We start from the raw sequence: 16,727 nt of genomic DNA on the forward strand, positions 1-16,727 counted from the left end.
CGCGCTCGCTGATTCCAGCGCTGTCATTGAAGGCTTGTCGCGATTGTCGGGCATGGCGAGTTAGGGCGCCAAGATCAATGCCGGCAGGCCAGAGGGGGGTGTGAAGGATCTCGGCGTTACCGGAATAGCTTTGTAGGCCAGAACTCAGCCCGTTGCGCGCGTCTCCAATCCTGCACGAGACGCATATGCCCCAGGCTGGAATGCCTCGTGTTCGCGACGCGCCAGCGAATTGCGCAGCAGGGCGATGGTTTCCCGGCCGAGCGTTGCGATCTCACGCGGCGTGTCGACGCCGACAATCATGAATTCATCGATCCCAAGGGCTGCATAGGCAAGCAGTGACAGGGCGGCCTGGGCTGGCGGCCCGGCAACATCGACTGCCTTGTGGCCGGAGGCGGAAGCACCTTGGTGAATCCCGACCGGAAGCGCGAAGCGCAGCTTGCCGGCCCGGCCATGTTCGGCGGCGGAGCGGCGCACCCGCTCCATCAATTGCCGGATCTCATCGATCGAGCCCGGCGCCAATTCAAAGACATCGGCATGCCGGCCGGCAACTTTGAGTGCCGTTCCGGACTGCCCGCCCATGCGGATGACCAGGTCGGCGCCGTGCGGTCCCTTGCGCGGCACGTAGCCGCCCTTGATGCTGTAGAACGTTCCTTCGTGGTCGAAGGGCCGGTCGTTCGACCACAGCCGCTTCAGCAGCACCAGATATTCGTCTATGCGCTGCCAGATGACGGTGTGCCCGACCGGCCGTGTTTCGGCGTCGGCGTCGCTCAGCGGCTCGCTGATCATCCTCAGCGCCAGGCGTCCGCCGCTTTTCCTGTCGATCGACGCCAGTTGGCGGGCTGCCACGGTCGGTTCGACCACGCCTGCCCAATGGGTGAGCACGACTTCCAGCGACGAGGTGCGATCGAGCACTTGGGCCGCAAGATCCATGTTGGTCAGCAGCCCGGCCGAATCGTCGACGACGATCTTGCGGAAGCCGCCATCCTCGATCAGCCCGAGCTTGGTCGCGGTCTCGGCAAAGTCGTAGAAAAAGGGAACCGCGGCATCGGCGGTCTTGCCGGGAATATGCGTGAACTCGATCGGCATTGCCATGTCCTCCGTGGTGTCGGGCGCGCGAAAGCACGCCGAGGATTCGGTTCATTCAACTCCGATTGCCTGAAAGCGGTGGGGGCAGCTAACCCCGGTCGATCTGACGACTCAGGGAATAAGGCCCAGAACAACGGCCCCGGTGAACACGAACGCAAGGGCAAAGACCAGATAGGCGAAAGCCCCGGCATAGGCCGGGCGAAAGGCCTGGGCATTGGCCGACCGCTGAGCGCTGCGATCCGTCTGGGCGTTCTGGATATAGGACATATCGACCTCCGTCTCGGCGGTTAATCTATAAAACTGGTAGACTTTGTCGATTGCTATTTTTGGGCTAAAGACAGAATAATTTTCTCCTATGATGCCGGAAGTTGGTAGGCACTTGCTTAGAGGGAGCGCTCGGGCGACCGATCCATATGGCGCGTCCGTTTTTTGCTTCTGCGTCCGAATGGGCCTATGGGCTTGCCCTCGCTGCGCTCAATTCGTGGATTGGCCGCCCGGCGCGGGCGCGGTAGCATCGCCCAACCAGCAAAGCGAAATCGTCAGACAGGGGGCAGAAGAATGGGCACAAGACTGGCCGGCAAGGTCGCCATCATTTCGGGAGGAGCGACGGGAATGGGTGGAGCGGCTTCGGAGCTGTTCGCTGCCGAAGGCGCCAAGGTGGCGATCATCGACCGCAACGGCGAGGCGGCCGCCGCCACGGCGGCGGCGATACGCGCGCGGGGACAGATAGCCGAGCATTTCATCGCCGACGTCTCCGACGAAGCCCAGGTCGAAACGGCGGTGAAGGGTGCTATCGAAAAGCTCGGGCCGGTCACCGTGCTGTTCAACCACGCCGGCACCATCGTGATAAAACCTTTCCTGGAGACCACGGTGCAGGAATGGGACTGGCTGCATGCCGTCAATGTGCGCTCGATGTTCCTGATGACGCGCGCCGTTTTGCCCGGCATGATTGCGGCCGGCGGCGGCTCGATCGTCTGTACTTCGTCGATCTCGGCGGTGGCGGCGACTCCCAACGAAGTGCTCTATGACACCACCAAGGGCGCTTGCCACATGTTCGCCCGCGCCATCGCCGTCGAGTTCCGCGACCGCAACATCCGCTGCAATGCGGTCTGCCCCGGCTTCATCCGCACGCCGCACGGCCTGCGCGAGGTCGCCGACCTCGGCAGGCTCGGCGTCGACGTCTCCGACGCGGCGCTGGCCGCGCAGCAGGGCCGCATCGGCGAACCGGAAGAGGTGGCGAGGGCAGCGCTCTACCTGGCCAGCGACGAGTCGAGCTTCGTCAACGGCACGCATCTGTTTGTGGATAACGGCTTTACCGCGATGTGAGACGCTCAAAGAAGGCGCGAACTTGGCAGGATGCGGGTTCCTCGCCCCCACGAATGGGGGAGAGGTGGCTCGGCGAAGCCGAGACGGAGAGGGGGAATGGCTCGACCTTGCCTTGCTTCGGCGACAACTCGCCAGCGTCGCAGGCCTCTCTCCGACCGCTTCGCGGCCACCTCTCCCCGCTTTGCGGGGCGAGGAACCCAAGCTTTGCTACCGCTCTTCCCGCCGAAACGGCTTGAGCAGCGCCGACGGTGCCACCGCGTTGCGCGACATCACCGCCATGGCGACGATGGTGAAGATGAACGGCAGCATCAGGAACGCCTCGTAGGGGATATGTCCGAGCCCGCTGGCCTGCATGCGCAGCTGCAGCGCATCGACGAAGGCGAACAGCAGTGCCGCACCCGCCGAGCGCCACGGATCCCAGCGGCCGAACACGACCAGCGCGATCGCCACCCAGCCGCGCCCCGACACCACGCCGAAGGTGAAAGCGTTGAACTGCGCCATCGACAGGAAGGCGCCGGCCAGCCCCATCAGCGCCCCGCCGAGGATGACTGCCTGGAAGCGCGTGGCGGTGACACTGACCCCCGCCGAATCCGCGGCGCGCGGGTTTTCGCCGACCATGCGCACCGACAGGCCCCATGGCGTGCGGTAGAGCACGAAGGCGGCGAGCGGAATGGCGAGGATCGCCATGTAGACCAGCGCGAACTGGTTGAACACCGCCGTCCCGAGCACCGGGATGTCAGACAGGAGAGGGATCGGCAGCGTCTGAAAACCCTTGATGCTGGGCGGCACTGATTGCTGGCCGAAGATCAGCCGGTAGAGGAAATAGGCTAGGCCCGACGAGAACAGCGTCACGCCGATGCCGCAGACGTGCTGGCTGAGGCCGAGCGCCACGGTGAACAGCGCATGCAGCGCGCCCATCAGCATGCCGGTGAGCACCGCCGCCAGCACGCCAAGCCACAGGCTGCCGGTGAGGCTGGCGGCGGTGAAGCCCGTCATCGCCGACAACAGCATGATGCCTTCGATGCCGAGATTGAGCACGCCGGCCCGCTCGGAAAACATTTCGCCGAGCGTCGCGAAAGCCAGCGGCGTGGCAATGCGGATGATCGCGGCCAGGAAGCCGACCTGGAATATTTGTTCGAACACCGCGCTCATCGGGCAACTCCGACGCGACGGATGCGATAGGCGGTGAACAGCAGCGCCACAAGCATGGCAAGCAATGCGGTGCCCTGGATGACGTCGCTGAGGAAGGCCGGCACGCCGGTCGCCCGCGACATCGCCTCGGCGCCGGTCATCACGGCGGCAAGGAAGATCGCCGCCGGCACGACGCCGAGCGGATTGAGCCGCGCCAGCATCGCAACGACGATGCCGGAATAACCGTAGCCCGGCGAGATGTCGCTCATCACCTGGAAATGCACGCCGCCGACCTCGCCGACGCCGGCCAATCCGGCCAGCGCGCCGGACAGCAGCGCCGTCGAGATCAGCACCCGCTCGACGTGGATGCCGCCATATCTGGCGGCTTCCGGGTTTTCGCCGGTGACCCTGATCCTGAAGCCGAGCGTCGTGCGCACGATCAGGAACCAGATCAGCGGCGCCGCGATCAGTGCCGCGACGACGCCGAGATGCAGCCGCGTGCCTTCGAGCAGCACCGGGAAATTGGCCGAATCCTCGATCGGCGGCGAGATCGGATAGCCGCTGAAACTGTCCTTCCACGGCCCCTCGATCAGCGCCATCAAGGCGTAATAGATGACCGAGTTGAGCAACAGCGAACTGACGACATCATCGACCTTGAATTTTACTCTGAGCGTCGCCGGCACCAACGCGACTGCGGCTCCCGCTGCGGCGCCCGCCACCGCCATCAAGACCATGGCGAGCGGCCCCGGCATTGGAATGGCGCCGACAAAGCAGCTGGCCACGGCACCGGCCAGCAATTGCCCTTCGGCGCCGATGTTCCAGAATTTTGCTCGGAAGGCGACCGCGACCGCCAGTCCGGTGAAGATCATGGGTGTTGCACGCACCATCGTTTCGGTGATCGCATAGCTGTCGCCCAGCGACGCCGTGAACATCACGCCATAAGCTTCGAGCACGCCGGCGCCGGCCAGCGCAATCAGGCCGCTGCACAAGATGAGCGTTGCTCCGATCGCCAGCAATGGCAGAGCGAGGTTGAACCAGGCAGGAGTGCTTGTCCGGGCTTCCAGGCGGAACATTAGGCGGCACCCTCTGTTCTGTCTGTCGAACAAGAATTCTGACGAAGAGGGACCCCCACCCCTAGCCCCTCCCCACAAGGGGGAGGGGAACTCTCGCAGGCACTGACCACGACAAAACAGCAGAAGTCCGGGCTCAGAAGCTGTGTGAACGGCGAGCGGCAGCATCCCCCTCCCCCTTGTGGGGAGGGGTTAGGGGTGGGGGTCAGCGCCGCCGGAAGGTCCATCTAGGCTCTTCCCTCCGCCCCGGTCATCATCAGGCCGAGCCGTGCGATCGTTGCATCGGCGCTGTCGAGCGTGCCGACGATGCGGCCCTCATACATCACCGCGATGCGGTCGCAGAGCACCAGCAGTTCTTCGAGATCCTCGCCAATGACGACGATGCCGCAGCCCTTGGCGCGCATGTCGAGGAATTTTTCGTGGATGAAGCGGGCGGCTCCGATGTCGAGGCCGCGCGTCGGCTGCGAGACAACAAGCACCTTCGGATCGAAGGCAAGCTCGCGTGCCAACAACGCCTTCTGCAGATTGCCGCCGGACAGCGCCCCGGCGCGGGTCATCGGCCCGGGGCACCTGATATCATAGGCCTTGATCTGCGCCTCAGTGAAGGCGCGGATCGCATCGGGCTTGAGCAGGCCCCTGCTGCTGAACGCTGTGGTGCCGATGCGCGGCAGCACCATCGAATCGGCCAGCGGCAGATTGGTCACCAGTCCGGTCGTCATGCGGTCTTCCGGGATACGGCCAAGTCCGAGCGCCTGCACCTCGCGCGGCGAGAACCGCGAGACCTTTTGGCCGGCAATCGTCATCCGGCCGGCATCGGGCGCCCGCACGCCGGAGATCACCTCCGCCAGCGCCCGCTGGCCATTGCCCGACACCCCGGCAATGCCGAGGATTTCGCCGGCACGGACGGCAAGCGATACGTCGCGCAGCGCCGTGCCCGAATGATGCGAGGTTGAGATACCGTCGAGCGTCAGCACATCAGCACCCGGCGCCGATGGTCCCCGCGCCGGCGGCACGATCTCATGGCCGCACATCAGTGTTGCCATCTCCGAGGATGTCGTGTTGGCCGGGTCATCGACGCGGCCGGCAACGCGGCCATGCCGCAGCACCGTGCAGCGATGCGTCAGCGCCCGCACCTCGTTGAGCTTGTGCGAGATGAAGATGATGCCGAGACCTTGCGCCGCCATAGAACGCAACGCCGAAAACAGCCCGTCGACCTCGCTTGGCGCCAGCACCGCCGTCGGCTCGTCGAGGATCAGCAGCCTGGCGCCACGAAACAGCGCCTTGACGATTTCGAGCCGCTGCTGCTCGCCGACCGACAGCGCCGAGACCGGCAGGTCCGGGTCAAGCACCAGCCCATGCTGGCGGCCGATCTCGGCCAGCCGCGCCAGCCCGCCGGCGCGGTCGATCCGTCCTGTCTTGCCGGGAATGCCGATGAGCAGGTTTTCCAGCACCGTCAGCCGCGGCGCGAGGTGAAAATGCTGGTGCACCATGCCGATGCCGGCGGCCAGCGCATCGGCGGAACTGGTGATCCGCACCGTCTGGCCCTGGATGAGAATCTCGCCGGCGTCGGGCGCATAGGCGCCGAACAGCACATTCATCAGCGTCGTCTTGCCGGCGCCGTTTTCGCCCAGTAGCCCGAGGATCTCGCCGGGCGCGACGCTGAGATCGACGGCCTCGTTCGCCTTGACGGCGCCAAAGCTCTTGGTGATGCCGCGCATTTCGATGAGTGGGGCGGACAAGGATGCTCCTGCGGAGAGAGGCTCTGCTTCACCCTCCCCCTTGTGGGGAGGGTCGGCTCGCAGTCGGAGCGAAGCGGAGATTGCGAGACGGGGTGGGGATGCGCCCTACGAGGACCCCCACCCCGCTCCGCTTCGCGGATCGACCCTCCCCACAAGGGGGAGGGTAAAGAAATCAATCCGAAACCGGCGTATTCTCGTCCACATCCACCCGGAAATTGCCTTCCAGAATCTCCGCCTTCTTCTTTTCGACCAGCTCCTTGACGTCCGCCGGCAGCGTCTTGTCGAACTTGTGGTAGGGCGCCAAATGCGAGCCGCCCTTGGCCATGCGCGAGAAATCGCCATAGTCCTGCGCGGTGAAGATGCCGGCCCTGACCAGTTTGATCGCCTGCTCGACCGTCGGATACATGTCCCAGACCGGACCGGTGATGACCGTGTCGGGGCCGAGACTCGACTGGTCGGACATGTTGGAGATGGCGAGGATCTTCTTGTCCACCGCGGCTTCGATGACACCGAAGCGCTCGGCGTAGATGACGTCGACGCCGGCGTCGATCTGCGCGACCGCCGCTTCCTTGGCCTTGGGCGGATCGAAGAACGAGCCGATGAAGGCGACCTTCTTCTTGATGTTGGGATTGACCTCCCTGGCGCCGGCGAAGAAGGCGTTGACCAGCCGGTTCACCTCCGGAATGCCCATCGCCGCGACGGCGCCGATCGTACCCGACTTCGACATCTTGCCAGCGATCATGCCCGAGAGATAGGCGGGCTCGTGGATCCAGTTGTCGAACACCCCGAAATTGGGTTCCGCCGGGCCGGCGCCGGAGCCGAACAGCCAGGCGGTCTTCGGGAACTGCTTGGCGGTGCGGCGCGATTCGCGCTCGGCGGCGAAGGCGTCGCCCAGCACCAGTTGGTAGCCGCCTTGCGCATATTCGCGCATGACGCGGCTGAAATCGGCGGTCTGCACCTTCTCCGACCATTTGTATTCGATGCCGAGTTCCTTCTCGGCCTTCTGCAGGGCGACATGGATCTGGTTGTCCCATGGCTCCTCGATCGGCGTGGCGAAGATCGCCGCCACCTTCAGCTTCTTGTCCGCCGCGAAGGCGGCGCCCGGCAGCATCGTTGCCGCCAAACTAAGCGCGCCCAGCTCCAGCACATTGCGTCGCGAAAGCCCTTCGCGTTTTATCTGCGATTTATTGTTCCGGTTTTCCATTGCATTCCCCTCTGTTCGACAGCCGTGTCGAGCCGGCTGTTCGTGAAAATGTCAGACGGGGAAGTATGGAACGACGCCAGACTTTTGTCCACGTGGTCAAATTTGAACCGCGCACCGGATTCTTGATCTTAGCCGGCCAAGCAAGGGCCGCCGATCAAACCCGTTCCAGCGCGATCGCGATGCCCTGGCCGACACCGATGCACATCGTGGCAAGCGCATAGCGGCCGCCGCGCTCACGAAGCTCCAGCGCCGCCGTGCCGGAGATGCGGGCGCCCGACATGCCCAGGGGATGGCCGAGCGCGATGGCGCCGCCATTCGGGTTGACGTGCGGTGCATCCTCGGCAATGCCGAGCTGGCGCAGCACGGCGATGCCTTGCGAGGCAAAGGCTTCGTTGAGCTCGATGACATCGAACTGTTTTGGTGTCAGGCCAAGCCGCGCGCAGAGTTTTTGCGTCGCCGGCACCGGGCCGATGCCCATGATGCGTGGCGCAATACCGGCGGCAGCGCCGCCGAGGATGCGGGCGATCGGCGTCAGGCCATACTTTTTCACGGCTGCCTCGGAGGCAACGATCAGGGCCGCCGCCCCGTCATTGACGCCGGAGGCATTGCCGGCCGTCACCGTGCCGCCCTGGCGGAACGGTGTCGGCAGCCTGGCCAGCGCATCGACCGTCGTGCCAGCACGGGGATGTTCATCCTTCGAGACGACAACCGCATCGCCCTTGCGCTGCGGGATCGTCACTGGCGTGATCTCCTTGGCCAGCCGGCCATTGGCTTGCGCGGCGACCGCCTTGTCCTGGCTGCGCACGGCAAAGGCATCCTGGTCCGCGCGGGAGATGGCGAACTCTTCCGCGACGTTCTCGCCAGTTTCCGGCATCGAATCGACGCCATACTGCTTCTTCATCAGCGGGTTGACGAACCTCCAGCCGATGGTGGTGTCGTAAATCTCGGCATTGCGCGAAAACGCCGTGTCGGCCTTGGGCATGACGAAGGGTGCCCGGCTCATCGATTCGACGCCGCCCGCGATCATCAACTCCGCTTCGCCAGCCTTGACAGCTCTGGCTGCGATGGTCAGCGCATCCATGCCGGAGCCGCACAGGCGGTTGACGGTGGAGCCCGGTACCTCCTTCGGCAAGCCGGCCAGCAGCAGCGCCATGCGCGCCACGTTGCGGTTGTCCTCGCCAGCCTGGTTGGCGCAGCCATAGACGACGTCGTCGACCGCCAGCCAGTCGATGCCGGGATTGCGCTCGACCAATGCTCTTAGGGGTATCGCGCCGAGATCGTCGGCACGCACGGAAGACAGCGAGCCGCCGAAGCGGCCGATCGGCGTGCGGATGTAGTCGCAGATATAGGCCTCGGCCATGTCATGCAGCCTTTGTTTTTCCGGTTCGCTCATGCGCCGCCTTGGTGCGGGCTTGCAGGTCGCGCAATGTCTTGAGTTCGAGTTCGCTTGGCGCCGGCGTTTCGTCAAGCGCCTCGCCGAACTTAACCACCCAGCCACAGCTTTCCTGCACCTGCTGGCGCGTGACGCCCGGATGCAGCGACACGACCGTGAATTCCTTGCTCACCGGGTCCGGCTTCCAGATGGCGAGGTCGGTGATCAGCAAGGTCGGGCCCGCAGTGTCGATACCAAGCCGCTTGCGATGATCGCCGCCCTCGCCATGGCCGAAGGAAGTGAAGAAGTCGATCTTCTCGACCATACCGCGCTTGCTCTGCGCCATGGTGATGTAGATCTCCTTCGACGACGTCGCGATTTCCGGCGCGCCGCCGCCGCCGGGCAGCCTGGTCTTTGGGTGAAAATAATCGCCGATGACCGTGGTGTTGATGTTGCCAAACTTGTCGAGCTGCGCCGCACCGAGGAAGCCGATCGAGATGCGCCCACCCTGCAGCCAGTAGCGGAACATCTCCGGCACCGCGACGGTGGTGACGGCGGTTTCGCACAATTCGCCATCGCCGATTGACAGTGGCAGCACGTCGGGCGCGGTGCCGATCGTGCCGCTCTCGTAAATCAAGGTGATGTCGGGCGCATGCGTCAGCCGCGCCACATTGCAAGCGGCGGATGGCGCGCCGATGCCGACGAAACAGACATCGTCATTGCGCAGCGCGCGGCTGGCGGCGATCGTCATCATCTCGTTGGGGGTGAAGCCCTGATTGTCGCTCATGCCGCTTTCCTCAGATGCTCGACCCGGGCCTCGAAATCGCCGGCACTCTTCTCGATGACGTTGGCCCGCATCCACGCCTGGAATTTCTCGCGGTCGGCGGCGATTTCGTCCCATTCGAGATAGGCGGCATTGTCGCGCGCATAATAGCCATGCGCGTAGGACGGATGCGAGCCTCCGGGCACGACCGATATCGCGGCAATCGTCCAGCGCGGCAGCACGGTCAGGTTGGGGTGCAGATCGTCGAAATTGTCGACCACTTCCTCGACCGTCACCACAGCGCGTTTGGCCGCCAGCACCGCTTCCTTCTGGATGCCGATGATGCCTTCGACCAGCACATTGCCTTTCTTGTCGGCCTTCTGCGCATGGATGAAGGTGACGTCAGGCCGGATCGAAGGAACAGCGGCCAGCACCTCGCCGGTGAACGGACAGGTGACAGACTTGATGTTCGGGTTGACCGCCGCGAGGCCAGCACCGCGATAGCCGCGAAACACCGCGCAGGGCAGGCCGGCAGCACCCGCTTCATAGGCGTTGGCCATGCCGGCATGGCTGTGCTCCTCGATTTCAAGTGAGCGCGGGAAACCGTTCTCGATGGCATCGCGGGCGCGGCGCAGCAGGCCGACGCCGGGATTGCCGACATAGGAGAAGACGATCTTCTTCGCCATGCCCATGCCGATCATCTGGTCGTAGATCAGGTCCGGCGTCATGCGGATCAAGGTCAGGTCGCGAAAACCCTGGCGGATCGCCTCATGCGCCGCTGCCGTCGGGATCAGATGGGTGAAGCCCTCGAAGGCAGCCGTGTCACCATCTTTCAAATTCTCGGCCACGGCCTGTTTGAGCGGCAGGAACTTGACCATCGCATCGGCTCCAGGCTGAGAAAGTTCGTATTGCGAACATATGTTTTATATGCGATACTTTCTATGCTGAGCAGAGGCGTGGAGTCAATCCTGACGCCGATGTCGTTCTGCGGAGACAAGATGGACGAAGAGGCTGTTTCCCGTGATCATGTCGGCTCGCTTGAACGCGGCCTTGCCGTCATGGAGATCCTGGCCCGCCATCCCTCGGGCATGACGTTGACTGAAATGGCCGAGGAAGCGGGCCTGACCCGCGCCGGCGCCCGCCGCTTCCTGCTGACACTCACCGCCGCCGGCTATGCAACACAAGCCGGCCGCGTGTTCTCGCTGTCGCCGCGCCTGCTGACGGTTGCCCGCACCTGGCTCGGCGGCGCCTCGCTATGGGCCTTCGCCGCCCCCATCATGCGCGCGGTCGCCGCACAACTGAACGAGGCCTGCTCTGCGGCCATCCTGTCGGGTGAGGATGTCGTCTATGTCGCCCGCATTCCCGGCCGCCGCATCCTCAGCGTGTCGCTCGATGTCGGCACCAGGCTGCCGGCCTATTGCACCTCTATGGGGCGCATCCTGCTGGCCGGGCTGACATCAGGGGAATTGGACGCATTCCTCGGCCAGGCGACCATCGAGAGACGGACGCCGAAGACGATCACCAACAGGCGTTTGTTAGCCAACGCCATCGCCAAGGCGAAGGCTGACGGCTTTGCCATCGTCGATGAGGAACTAGAACTCGGCCTGCGCTCGGTCGCCGTACCGATCCGCGACCGAGCGGAGCGCACGGTCGCGGCCATCAACGTCTCGACCCAGTCGGCACGATTTTCGGTCGCGGAGATGGAGCGGGAGATACTGCCGGCGCTACTGGAGGCCAGGCAGCGGATTGAGGATTTCTTTGTGGTTTAAGAAGCTTCATCCAACCTTCGACGTCGGCGGGACAGCACCCCCCTCTGGCCTGCCGGCCATCTCCCCCGCAAGGAGGGAGATCAGCTGTTATCGCTGTTATCGCGGCTTTCGCCAATCTACACCGTTATAGGGTGATCGCAGCGCTGAACCTGCCAATCTCCCCCCTTGCGGGGGAGATGTCCGGCAGGACAGAGGGGGGTGTGAAGGATCGCTACGGTACTATTTGTGCCGTTCAGCAACGCCCCCTCAATGCTTGATGCGATCCCGCATCGCATACCAAAGCATGCCCAGCACATAGAGCGGACCGCGCAGCGCCGTGCCGCCCGGGAACGGCATCGGGGTCAGCGTCGAGAACAGATCGAGCCGCGAGACATCGCCGGTGATCGCTTCGGCCAGCAGCTTGCCGGACAGCGTCGACAGGATGACGCCCTTGCCGGAATAGCCATGCGCGAAATAGACCTCGCCATAGTGCCCGACGTGCGGCAGCCGCGATGTCGTCACCGACACAAGCCCGCCCCAGGCATGATCGATGCGGCAGCCCTTGAGCTGCGGAAAGGTCTTTTCCATATGCGGCCGCACGAAGCCGGCGATATCGGCCGGCGGTGAAGGCGTGTAGCGCTCGCCGCCGCCGAACAGCAGGCGTCCATCCGCCGACATCCGGTAGTAGTTGACGACGAAGCGGGTATCGGAGACCGCGACATTGGCCGGGATGACGTTGCGCTTGCCCTCAAGCGGCTCGGTGGCGACGATGTAGTTGCCGACCGGCATGATGCGGCTGTTGACGCGCGGCTCCAGCCCGTTGAGCAGAGCGTCACCCGCCAGCACGACATGTCTGGCCCGAACCGATCCCTTTGCGGTCGAGACCCGGATCGAAGGCTCACGCTCCAGCCGCACGGCGACCGAATTCTCGTGGATGGTGACGCCGGCAGCAACCGCTGCGCGGGCAAGGCCGAGCGTATAGTTCAGCGGATGCATGTGGCCGCCGAGCGGCTCATACATCGCGCCATGGTAGGGTGTATCGACCTTGGCTCGGGCTTTAGCCGCCGATAGGATTTCCGCATGCGGGAACTTCATCACCGTGGCCAGGCACTCGGCCTCTTCCTCGAGATCCCTAAGGTCGGAGCCGTTGACCGCGCCGACCAGATGGCCGGTCAGCCTGAGATCGCAGTCGATGGCATGCCGCTCGATAATATCGAGCACCAGCCCGCGCGCCTCGAAGGCAAGATCGAACAGCACCTTTGCCCGCTCGGACCCGTAGAGTTTGACCAACCCCTTGGCGCCCTTGCGCAGGCCGGGGATCATCTGGCCGCCATTGCGTCCCGAAGCCCCCCAGCCAATCTTGCCGCCTTCGAGCAGCACCACCTTCAGCCCGCGCTCGGCGGCGTGAAGGGCGGCGGACAACCCTGTGCAGCCGCCGCCGACCACCACCAGGTCGGCATCGACATCGCCGGCGAGCGCCGGATGGTCCGGCGCCGGATTGGCGGTGGCGACATAATAGGATTTGGCGATATCGAGGCCCGAATTGAAGCCCGTTGAACTGGAAGCCATGGTCACACCTTCAGCAGAAGGTGGTCGCGTTCCCAGCTCGTCACCACGCCCTGGAACAGGTCGAGCTCGACGCTCTTGACGCGCAGATAGGTCTGGAAGAAATCCCCGCCGAGCAGTTCCCGCACCGGCTCACATGCCTCGAAACGATCGAGCGCCTCCTCCATCGTTTTCGGCAGCGTGCTCTTGATCTTGTAGGCATTGCCCGACGCTTCGGCCGACCGCGCCAGTTTCTGTTCGACGCCGAGATAGCCGGCGAGAAGCGAGCCGGCGATCGCCAGGTAAGGATTGGAATCAGCACCCGGCAACCGGTTCTCCACCCGCCGCGCGGAGCGGCCGCCGGCCGGCACGCGCAGGCCGCAGGAACGGTTGTCATGCGACCATTCGATGTTGGCCGGCGCGCTGTGGTTGGGTCTTATGCGGCGGAACGAGTTCACGTTCGGTGCGAACAGCGGCATGATTTCCGGGACATATTTCTGCAGGCCGCCGATGAAATGGCCGAACATCTCGGTGTCGGCATCGTCGCTGCCTGCAAACAGCGTCCTGCCAGCCTCGTCGATGACCGACATGTGCAGATGCATCGAGCTTCCCGCCTGTGCGGCAATCGGCTTGGCCATGAAGGTGGCGTGCATGCCGCTTTGCTGCGCAGCCTGGCGCGTCAGCCGCTTGAACAGCAGCACCTTGTCGGCCAGCGGCAGCGCATCGCCATGCAGGAAGTTGATCTCCAGCTGTGCCGTGCCCGATTCATGGATCAGCGTGTCGAGTGGCAGTCCGGCCGCCGCCGCATAGTCATAGACGCGCCGGATCACCGGCTCGAACTCCTCGAGCGCGGCCATGTCATAGGGATGCTGCACACCCTCGGCACGGCCATTGGCGCCGATCGGCGCGGTCAGCGGCTGGTCGGGATCGGGATTGGGCGCGGTCAGATAGAATTCCAACTCCGGCGCCACCACCGCCCGCCAGCCGCGCTTGGCGTAGAGATCGAGCACGGTGCGCAGCACATGGCGCGGCGAGGCCATCCAGGGCCGGTCGTCCATATGGAAGGCATCGGCAAAGACATAGGCCTTGCCGGCGCTGGCACCGGGTGCCAGGCACAGCGTCGATACATCAGGCACCATGCGCATGTCGGGGTCCGAATAGGCAAAGCCCTCGTCGACCGAACCGGAATAGCGGCCGTCGATGCTGACCAGGAAAGCGCTGCTCGGCAGGTAGAGCGCGCGGTCTTCAAGCGCCTGGAGGAATTTGGCCGTAGGCAGCGCTTTGCCGCGCAGCACGCCGTTCATGTCGGGCACCAGGCATTCGACCTCGTTTATGCCGTGCCGGGCCAGCCAGATCTTGGGGTCGTTACCGCCAAGGAGCGAGATATTCGTATCGTTGTCAGGCATTTCGTTCATGTCCGTATCAGAGAGAGTATGGCTTGCGCGGCCGCATCCGTTCCAGGTTTCAGCGCCATTTGGGCTGCATTGTCCTTGAGGCGGGTGCGCATGGCATCGTCGGCCAGCAGGCCGAGAATGGCTCTCTCCAACACTCCTTCGGTCCAGGCGTCACGGCCGATATGGTCTCCGACGCCGGTCTCTCCGGCGCGCCGCGCATTGTCGTGCCCATCCCAGCAATAGGGCATGATCAGCGACGGCACGCCGAAGCGCAGCGCCTCGCAAAAGCTGTTGTTGCCGCCATGATGAATGAACAGATCCGACTTCGCCACGACCGAGGGCTGCGGAAACCAGGCGTCGAGATAGACATTGTCGGGCACCGCGCGATAGGCGTCGCGCAGGCCGCCGGCATTGACGATGAAGCGGGCCGGCAGCCTGTCGAACACCGCCAGCATGCGCTCGATCAGCCCGACATCCATGGCGCCGAGGCTGCCGAAGCTGACATAGACCAGCGGCCCGCCATTGCGCGGAAAAACCGGCACCTCGAACGGCCCTTCCGAACGCACACAGCCTTCGAGATAGACGAAGCGGGCCGGGTCGAGCGGCTCGGCGCGCTCGCGGCGCACGATCGTCGGGGTCAGCAGCAAATTGAGGTCGGGCGACGTCTCCAGGAACAGGCCCTTCGGCAGCGGCGCCAGGCCGGCATCCATCCGAAAGCGGTTGAAGCGGTCATGCGCCGGTGCCGAGGCCGTGAGATAGCGGGCCTCGAACGCCGCGCGTTGCGGGTCGTCGGCGCCAAGTCCCGACAGATAGGGTGGCACATTGGCATCCGGAAGCTCGGTCTCGGCGCAGGAGACGACGCGCACCCAGGGGCAGCCGGCGGCGGCGATCGCCGGGAACATGATGACATTGTCGAGCACCACCGCGTCCGGCTTCAGCCGCGCCAGCAATTGGCGCAGCGGCGTCTCGGCATTGACCGCGGTGTCGACGATGGCCTGCCAGGTTGGCGCGACATAGGTTTCCAGCTGGTCGATCGGGCTCAGCCGGAAATGCGGCAGGTGCCGGCGCACGAAAGCCTGCCAGTAGCTCTGGCGTTCGCTGTCGCTCAGCGGCTCTTCTGTCGGCAACTGGTATTCCTGGAAACCATAGTCGGCAAAGACGCCGGAAAAGCCGGCATGGCAGATGAAGACGGGCCGGGCGCCTCTCGCGCGCAACGCCTGCGCGATGCCGACGCAATTCAACGCCGCGCCGAAGCTTGCTTCGGGGAACAGCGCGATGGTCGGGCTGGCTTTACGCGTCAATTAATCCTCGTCAATCCGGCCGGCTGATCATGCCGAACAGGGCAGGCGCCCCGCGACTGGCCGCTTGCGGTCGCTGGTTGCGGGAGAGCCGCAGGTGGACGCGCAGCAGATCGGCAGCCACCTCATACTGCAGGCTTTCAAGATGGTCGAGTATAACAAGGTGTTCGCGCAGCGATTGCCGCAACCGGAAGACGTTGACGCCGGCATAGATGCCCGGCAGCCGGCGCAGCCTGAGGTGATCGGCGAGTGCGTCGGCCACGAAGCGGTTGGCGCAGCCTTCGGCGAGCATGCCATGAAAATCGATGTCCAGCCGCTGGAACTCGCGTGTGTCGAAGGCGGCGTCCGGCAGCGCCACCAGCGCTTCCATGCCCTGGCGCAACGTCGCCGCCCGCGCGCCATCCAGCCGGAAACCCGGCGTCAGGATGGCCGCGGGCTCCAGCAGCAGACGGAATTCATAACTGTCGCCTTGCGCCTCCGGATCGTCTGGCGTGCGTCGAAACAGCCAGGACTGGCCGGGCGCACGGTCCAACAAATTCTCTTCGGTCAGTTTGTTGAGCGCTTTTAGTACCGTCTTTCGGTCGGAACTGTAGCGCCGCATCAACCCCGCAACGGTCACTGTCTGGTCCAGCCGCCGCGCCGACCGGTCGCGCAGGATCGCCTCGGCCAGCTCGTCCTCCTCGGCAGCGGGCAATTCCGTGGCGACCGAAGCCTGCGCGGTGAGGTCGATGGCCAGATGATACCCGGAATCCGCCTCCCAGCGTACGACGCCTCGCTCCGCAAGCAGGCCGAGCGCTGCCCGCACCGGTGTGCGGGAAACATTGCACAGCGAGGCGATCTGCTGCTCCGGCAAGCGTGCGCCGGGCCCAAAGCCGCGCTGCCGCGCCACATCCAGGATGCGCTGCGCCAGATCGAGATGGTTGGTGCGAGGTCGTCTGGCTACGGCTTGCATGACTGGTCCAGTGGAAAACGACATGACCGCATTGATTTGACCGATCGCCCCCACGGACGCAATCGGCCAGATTCCTCGGTCGCTTGACAAATTATGGAT

At 64.6% G+C, this 16,727-nt stretch carries 15 protein-coding genes; 2 read left to right on the forward strand and 13 right to left on the reverse strand.

What is annotated here, in order from left to right; translation table 11 throughout:
• Positions 1-144: 144 nt before the first annotated feature.
• Positions 145-1,086: an LLM class flavin-dependent oxidoreductase gene (locus NKJ04_RS29265; protein WP_127414918.1), complete on the reverse strand. Its 942-nt coding sequence runs from the start codon at positions 1,084-1,086 to the stop codon at positions 145-147.
• Positions 1,087-1,197: 111 nt separating this feature from the next.
• Positions 1,198-1,353: a hypothetical protein gene (locus NKJ04_RS29270; RefSeq protein ID WP_023811179.1), complete on the reverse strand. Its 156-nt coding sequence runs from the start codon at positions 1,351-1,353 to the stop codon at positions 1,198-1,200.
• Positions 1,354-1,644: 291 nt separating this feature from the next.
• Between NKJ04_RS29270 and NKJ04_RS29275 the strand changes: the two genes are divergently transcribed.
• Positions 1,645-2,412 (forward strand): SDR family NAD(P)-dependent oxidoreductase, encoded by a 768-nt coding sequence (locus NKJ04_RS29275; RefSeq protein ID WP_023811180.1) that lies wholly within the window; start codon positions 1,645-1,647, stop codon positions 2,410-2,412.
• A gap of 207 nt (positions 2,413-2,619) precedes the next feature.
• Here NKJ04_RS29275 and NKJ04_RS29280 read toward each other — a convergent pair whose 3' ends face one another.
• The 7 genes from NKJ04_RS29280 to NKJ04_RS29310 all read right to left on the reverse strand — a co-directional run bounded on the left by NKJ04_RS29280 (position 2,620) and on the right by NKJ04_RS29310 (position 10,569).
• The gene (locus NKJ04_RS29280) at positions 2,620-3,564 is read right to left on the reverse strand and encodes an ABC transporter permease (RefSeq protein ID WP_128304109.1); all 945 of its coding nucleotides are present in this window, start codon (positions 3,562-3,564) and stop codon (positions 2,620-2,622) included.
• A complete protein-coding gene (locus tag NKJ04_RS29285) occupies positions 3,561-4,616 on the reverse strand; it encodes an ABC transporter permease (protein WP_023811182.1) in 1,056 nt (351 codons plus the stop codon). The genes NKJ04_RS29280 and NKJ04_RS29285 overlap by 4 nt, the downstream gene beginning before the upstream one ends.
• A gap of 224 nt (positions 4,617-4,840) precedes the next feature.
• Positions 4,841-6,352: an ABC transporter ATP-binding protein gene (locus NKJ04_RS29290; RefSeq protein WP_502895943.1), complete on the reverse strand. Its 1,512-nt coding sequence runs from the start codon at positions 6,350-6,352 to the stop codon at positions 4,841-4,843.
• A 172-nt stretch (positions 6,353-6,524) separates the two neighbouring features.
• Positions 6,525-7,556: a BMP family protein gene (locus tag NKJ04_RS29295; protein ID WP_352678892.1), complete on the reverse strand. Its 1,032-nt coding sequence runs from the start codon at positions 7,554-7,556 to the stop codon at positions 6,525-6,527.
• Between the two features lie 154 nt (positions 7,557-7,710).
• Complete coding sequence (pcaF, locus tag NKJ04_RS29300; RefSeq protein ID WP_352678986.1) at positions 7,711-8,916, reverse strand: 3-oxoadipyl-CoA thiolase; 1,206 nt, start codon at positions 8,914-8,916, stop codon at positions 7,711-7,713.
• A gap of 1 nt (position 8,917) precedes the next feature.
• Positions 8,918-9,715 (reverse strand): CoA-transferase subunit beta, encoded by a 798-nt coding sequence (locus tag NKJ04_RS29305; RefSeq protein ID WP_352678895.1) that lies wholly within the window; start codon positions 9,713-9,715, stop codon positions 8,918-8,920.
• Complete coding sequence (locus NKJ04_RS29310) at positions 9,712-10,569, reverse strand: CoA transferase subunit A (RefSeq protein ID WP_023811186.1); 858 nt, start codon at positions 10,567-10,569, stop codon at positions 9,712-9,714. Before NKJ04_RS29310 ends, NKJ04_RS29305 begins: the two co-directional genes overlap by 4 nt.
• Before the next feature lie 120 nt (positions 10,570-10,689).
• Here NKJ04_RS29310 and NKJ04_RS29315 point away from each other — a divergent pair, with 120 nt between their 5' ends.
• Positions 10,690-11,460: an IclR family transcriptional regulator domain-containing protein gene (locus NKJ04_RS29315; RefSeq protein WP_352678898.1), complete on the forward strand. Its 771-nt coding sequence runs from the start codon at positions 10,690-10,692 to the stop codon at positions 11,458-11,460.
• Between the two features lie 246 nt (positions 11,461-11,706).
• Here NKJ04_RS29315 and NKJ04_RS29320 read toward each other — a convergent pair whose 3' ends face one another.
• From NKJ04_RS29320 to NKJ04_RS29335, 4 genes are read right to left on the reverse strand one after another with little or no spacing between them, the layout of a single operon-like run.
• Complete coding sequence (locus NKJ04_RS29320; protein ID WP_352678901.1) at positions 11,707-13,008, reverse strand: NAD(P)/FAD-dependent oxidoreductase; 1,302 nt, start codon at positions 13,006-13,008, stop codon at positions 11,707-11,709.
• Positions 13,009-13,010: 2 nt separating this feature from the next.
• Positions 13,011-14,390 (reverse strand): glutamine synthetase family protein, encoded by a 1,380-nt coding sequence (locus tag NKJ04_RS29325; RefSeq protein ID WP_352678903.1) that lies wholly within the window; start codon positions 14,388-14,390, stop codon positions 13,011-13,013.
• Between the two features lie 5 nt (positions 14,391-14,395).
• Positions 14,396-15,679 (reverse strand): glycosyltransferase, encoded by a 1,284-nt coding sequence (locus NKJ04_RS29330; RefSeq protein ID WP_352678906.1) that lies wholly within the window; start codon positions 15,677-15,679, stop codon positions 14,396-14,398.
• 10 nt (positions 15,680-15,689) lie between these two features.
• Positions 15,690-16,628: a GntR family transcriptional regulator gene (locus NKJ04_RS29335; protein WP_352678909.1), complete on the reverse strand. Its 939-nt coding sequence runs from the start codon at positions 16,626-16,628 to the stop codon at positions 15,690-15,692.
• Positions 16,629-16,727 lie beyond the last annotated feature (99 nt).

Source organism: Mesorhizobium sp. M0618, assembly GCF_040320765.1.
Classification (GTDB): domain Bacteria; phylum Pseudomonadota; class Alphaproteobacteria; order Rhizobiales; family Rhizobiaceae; genus Mesorhizobium.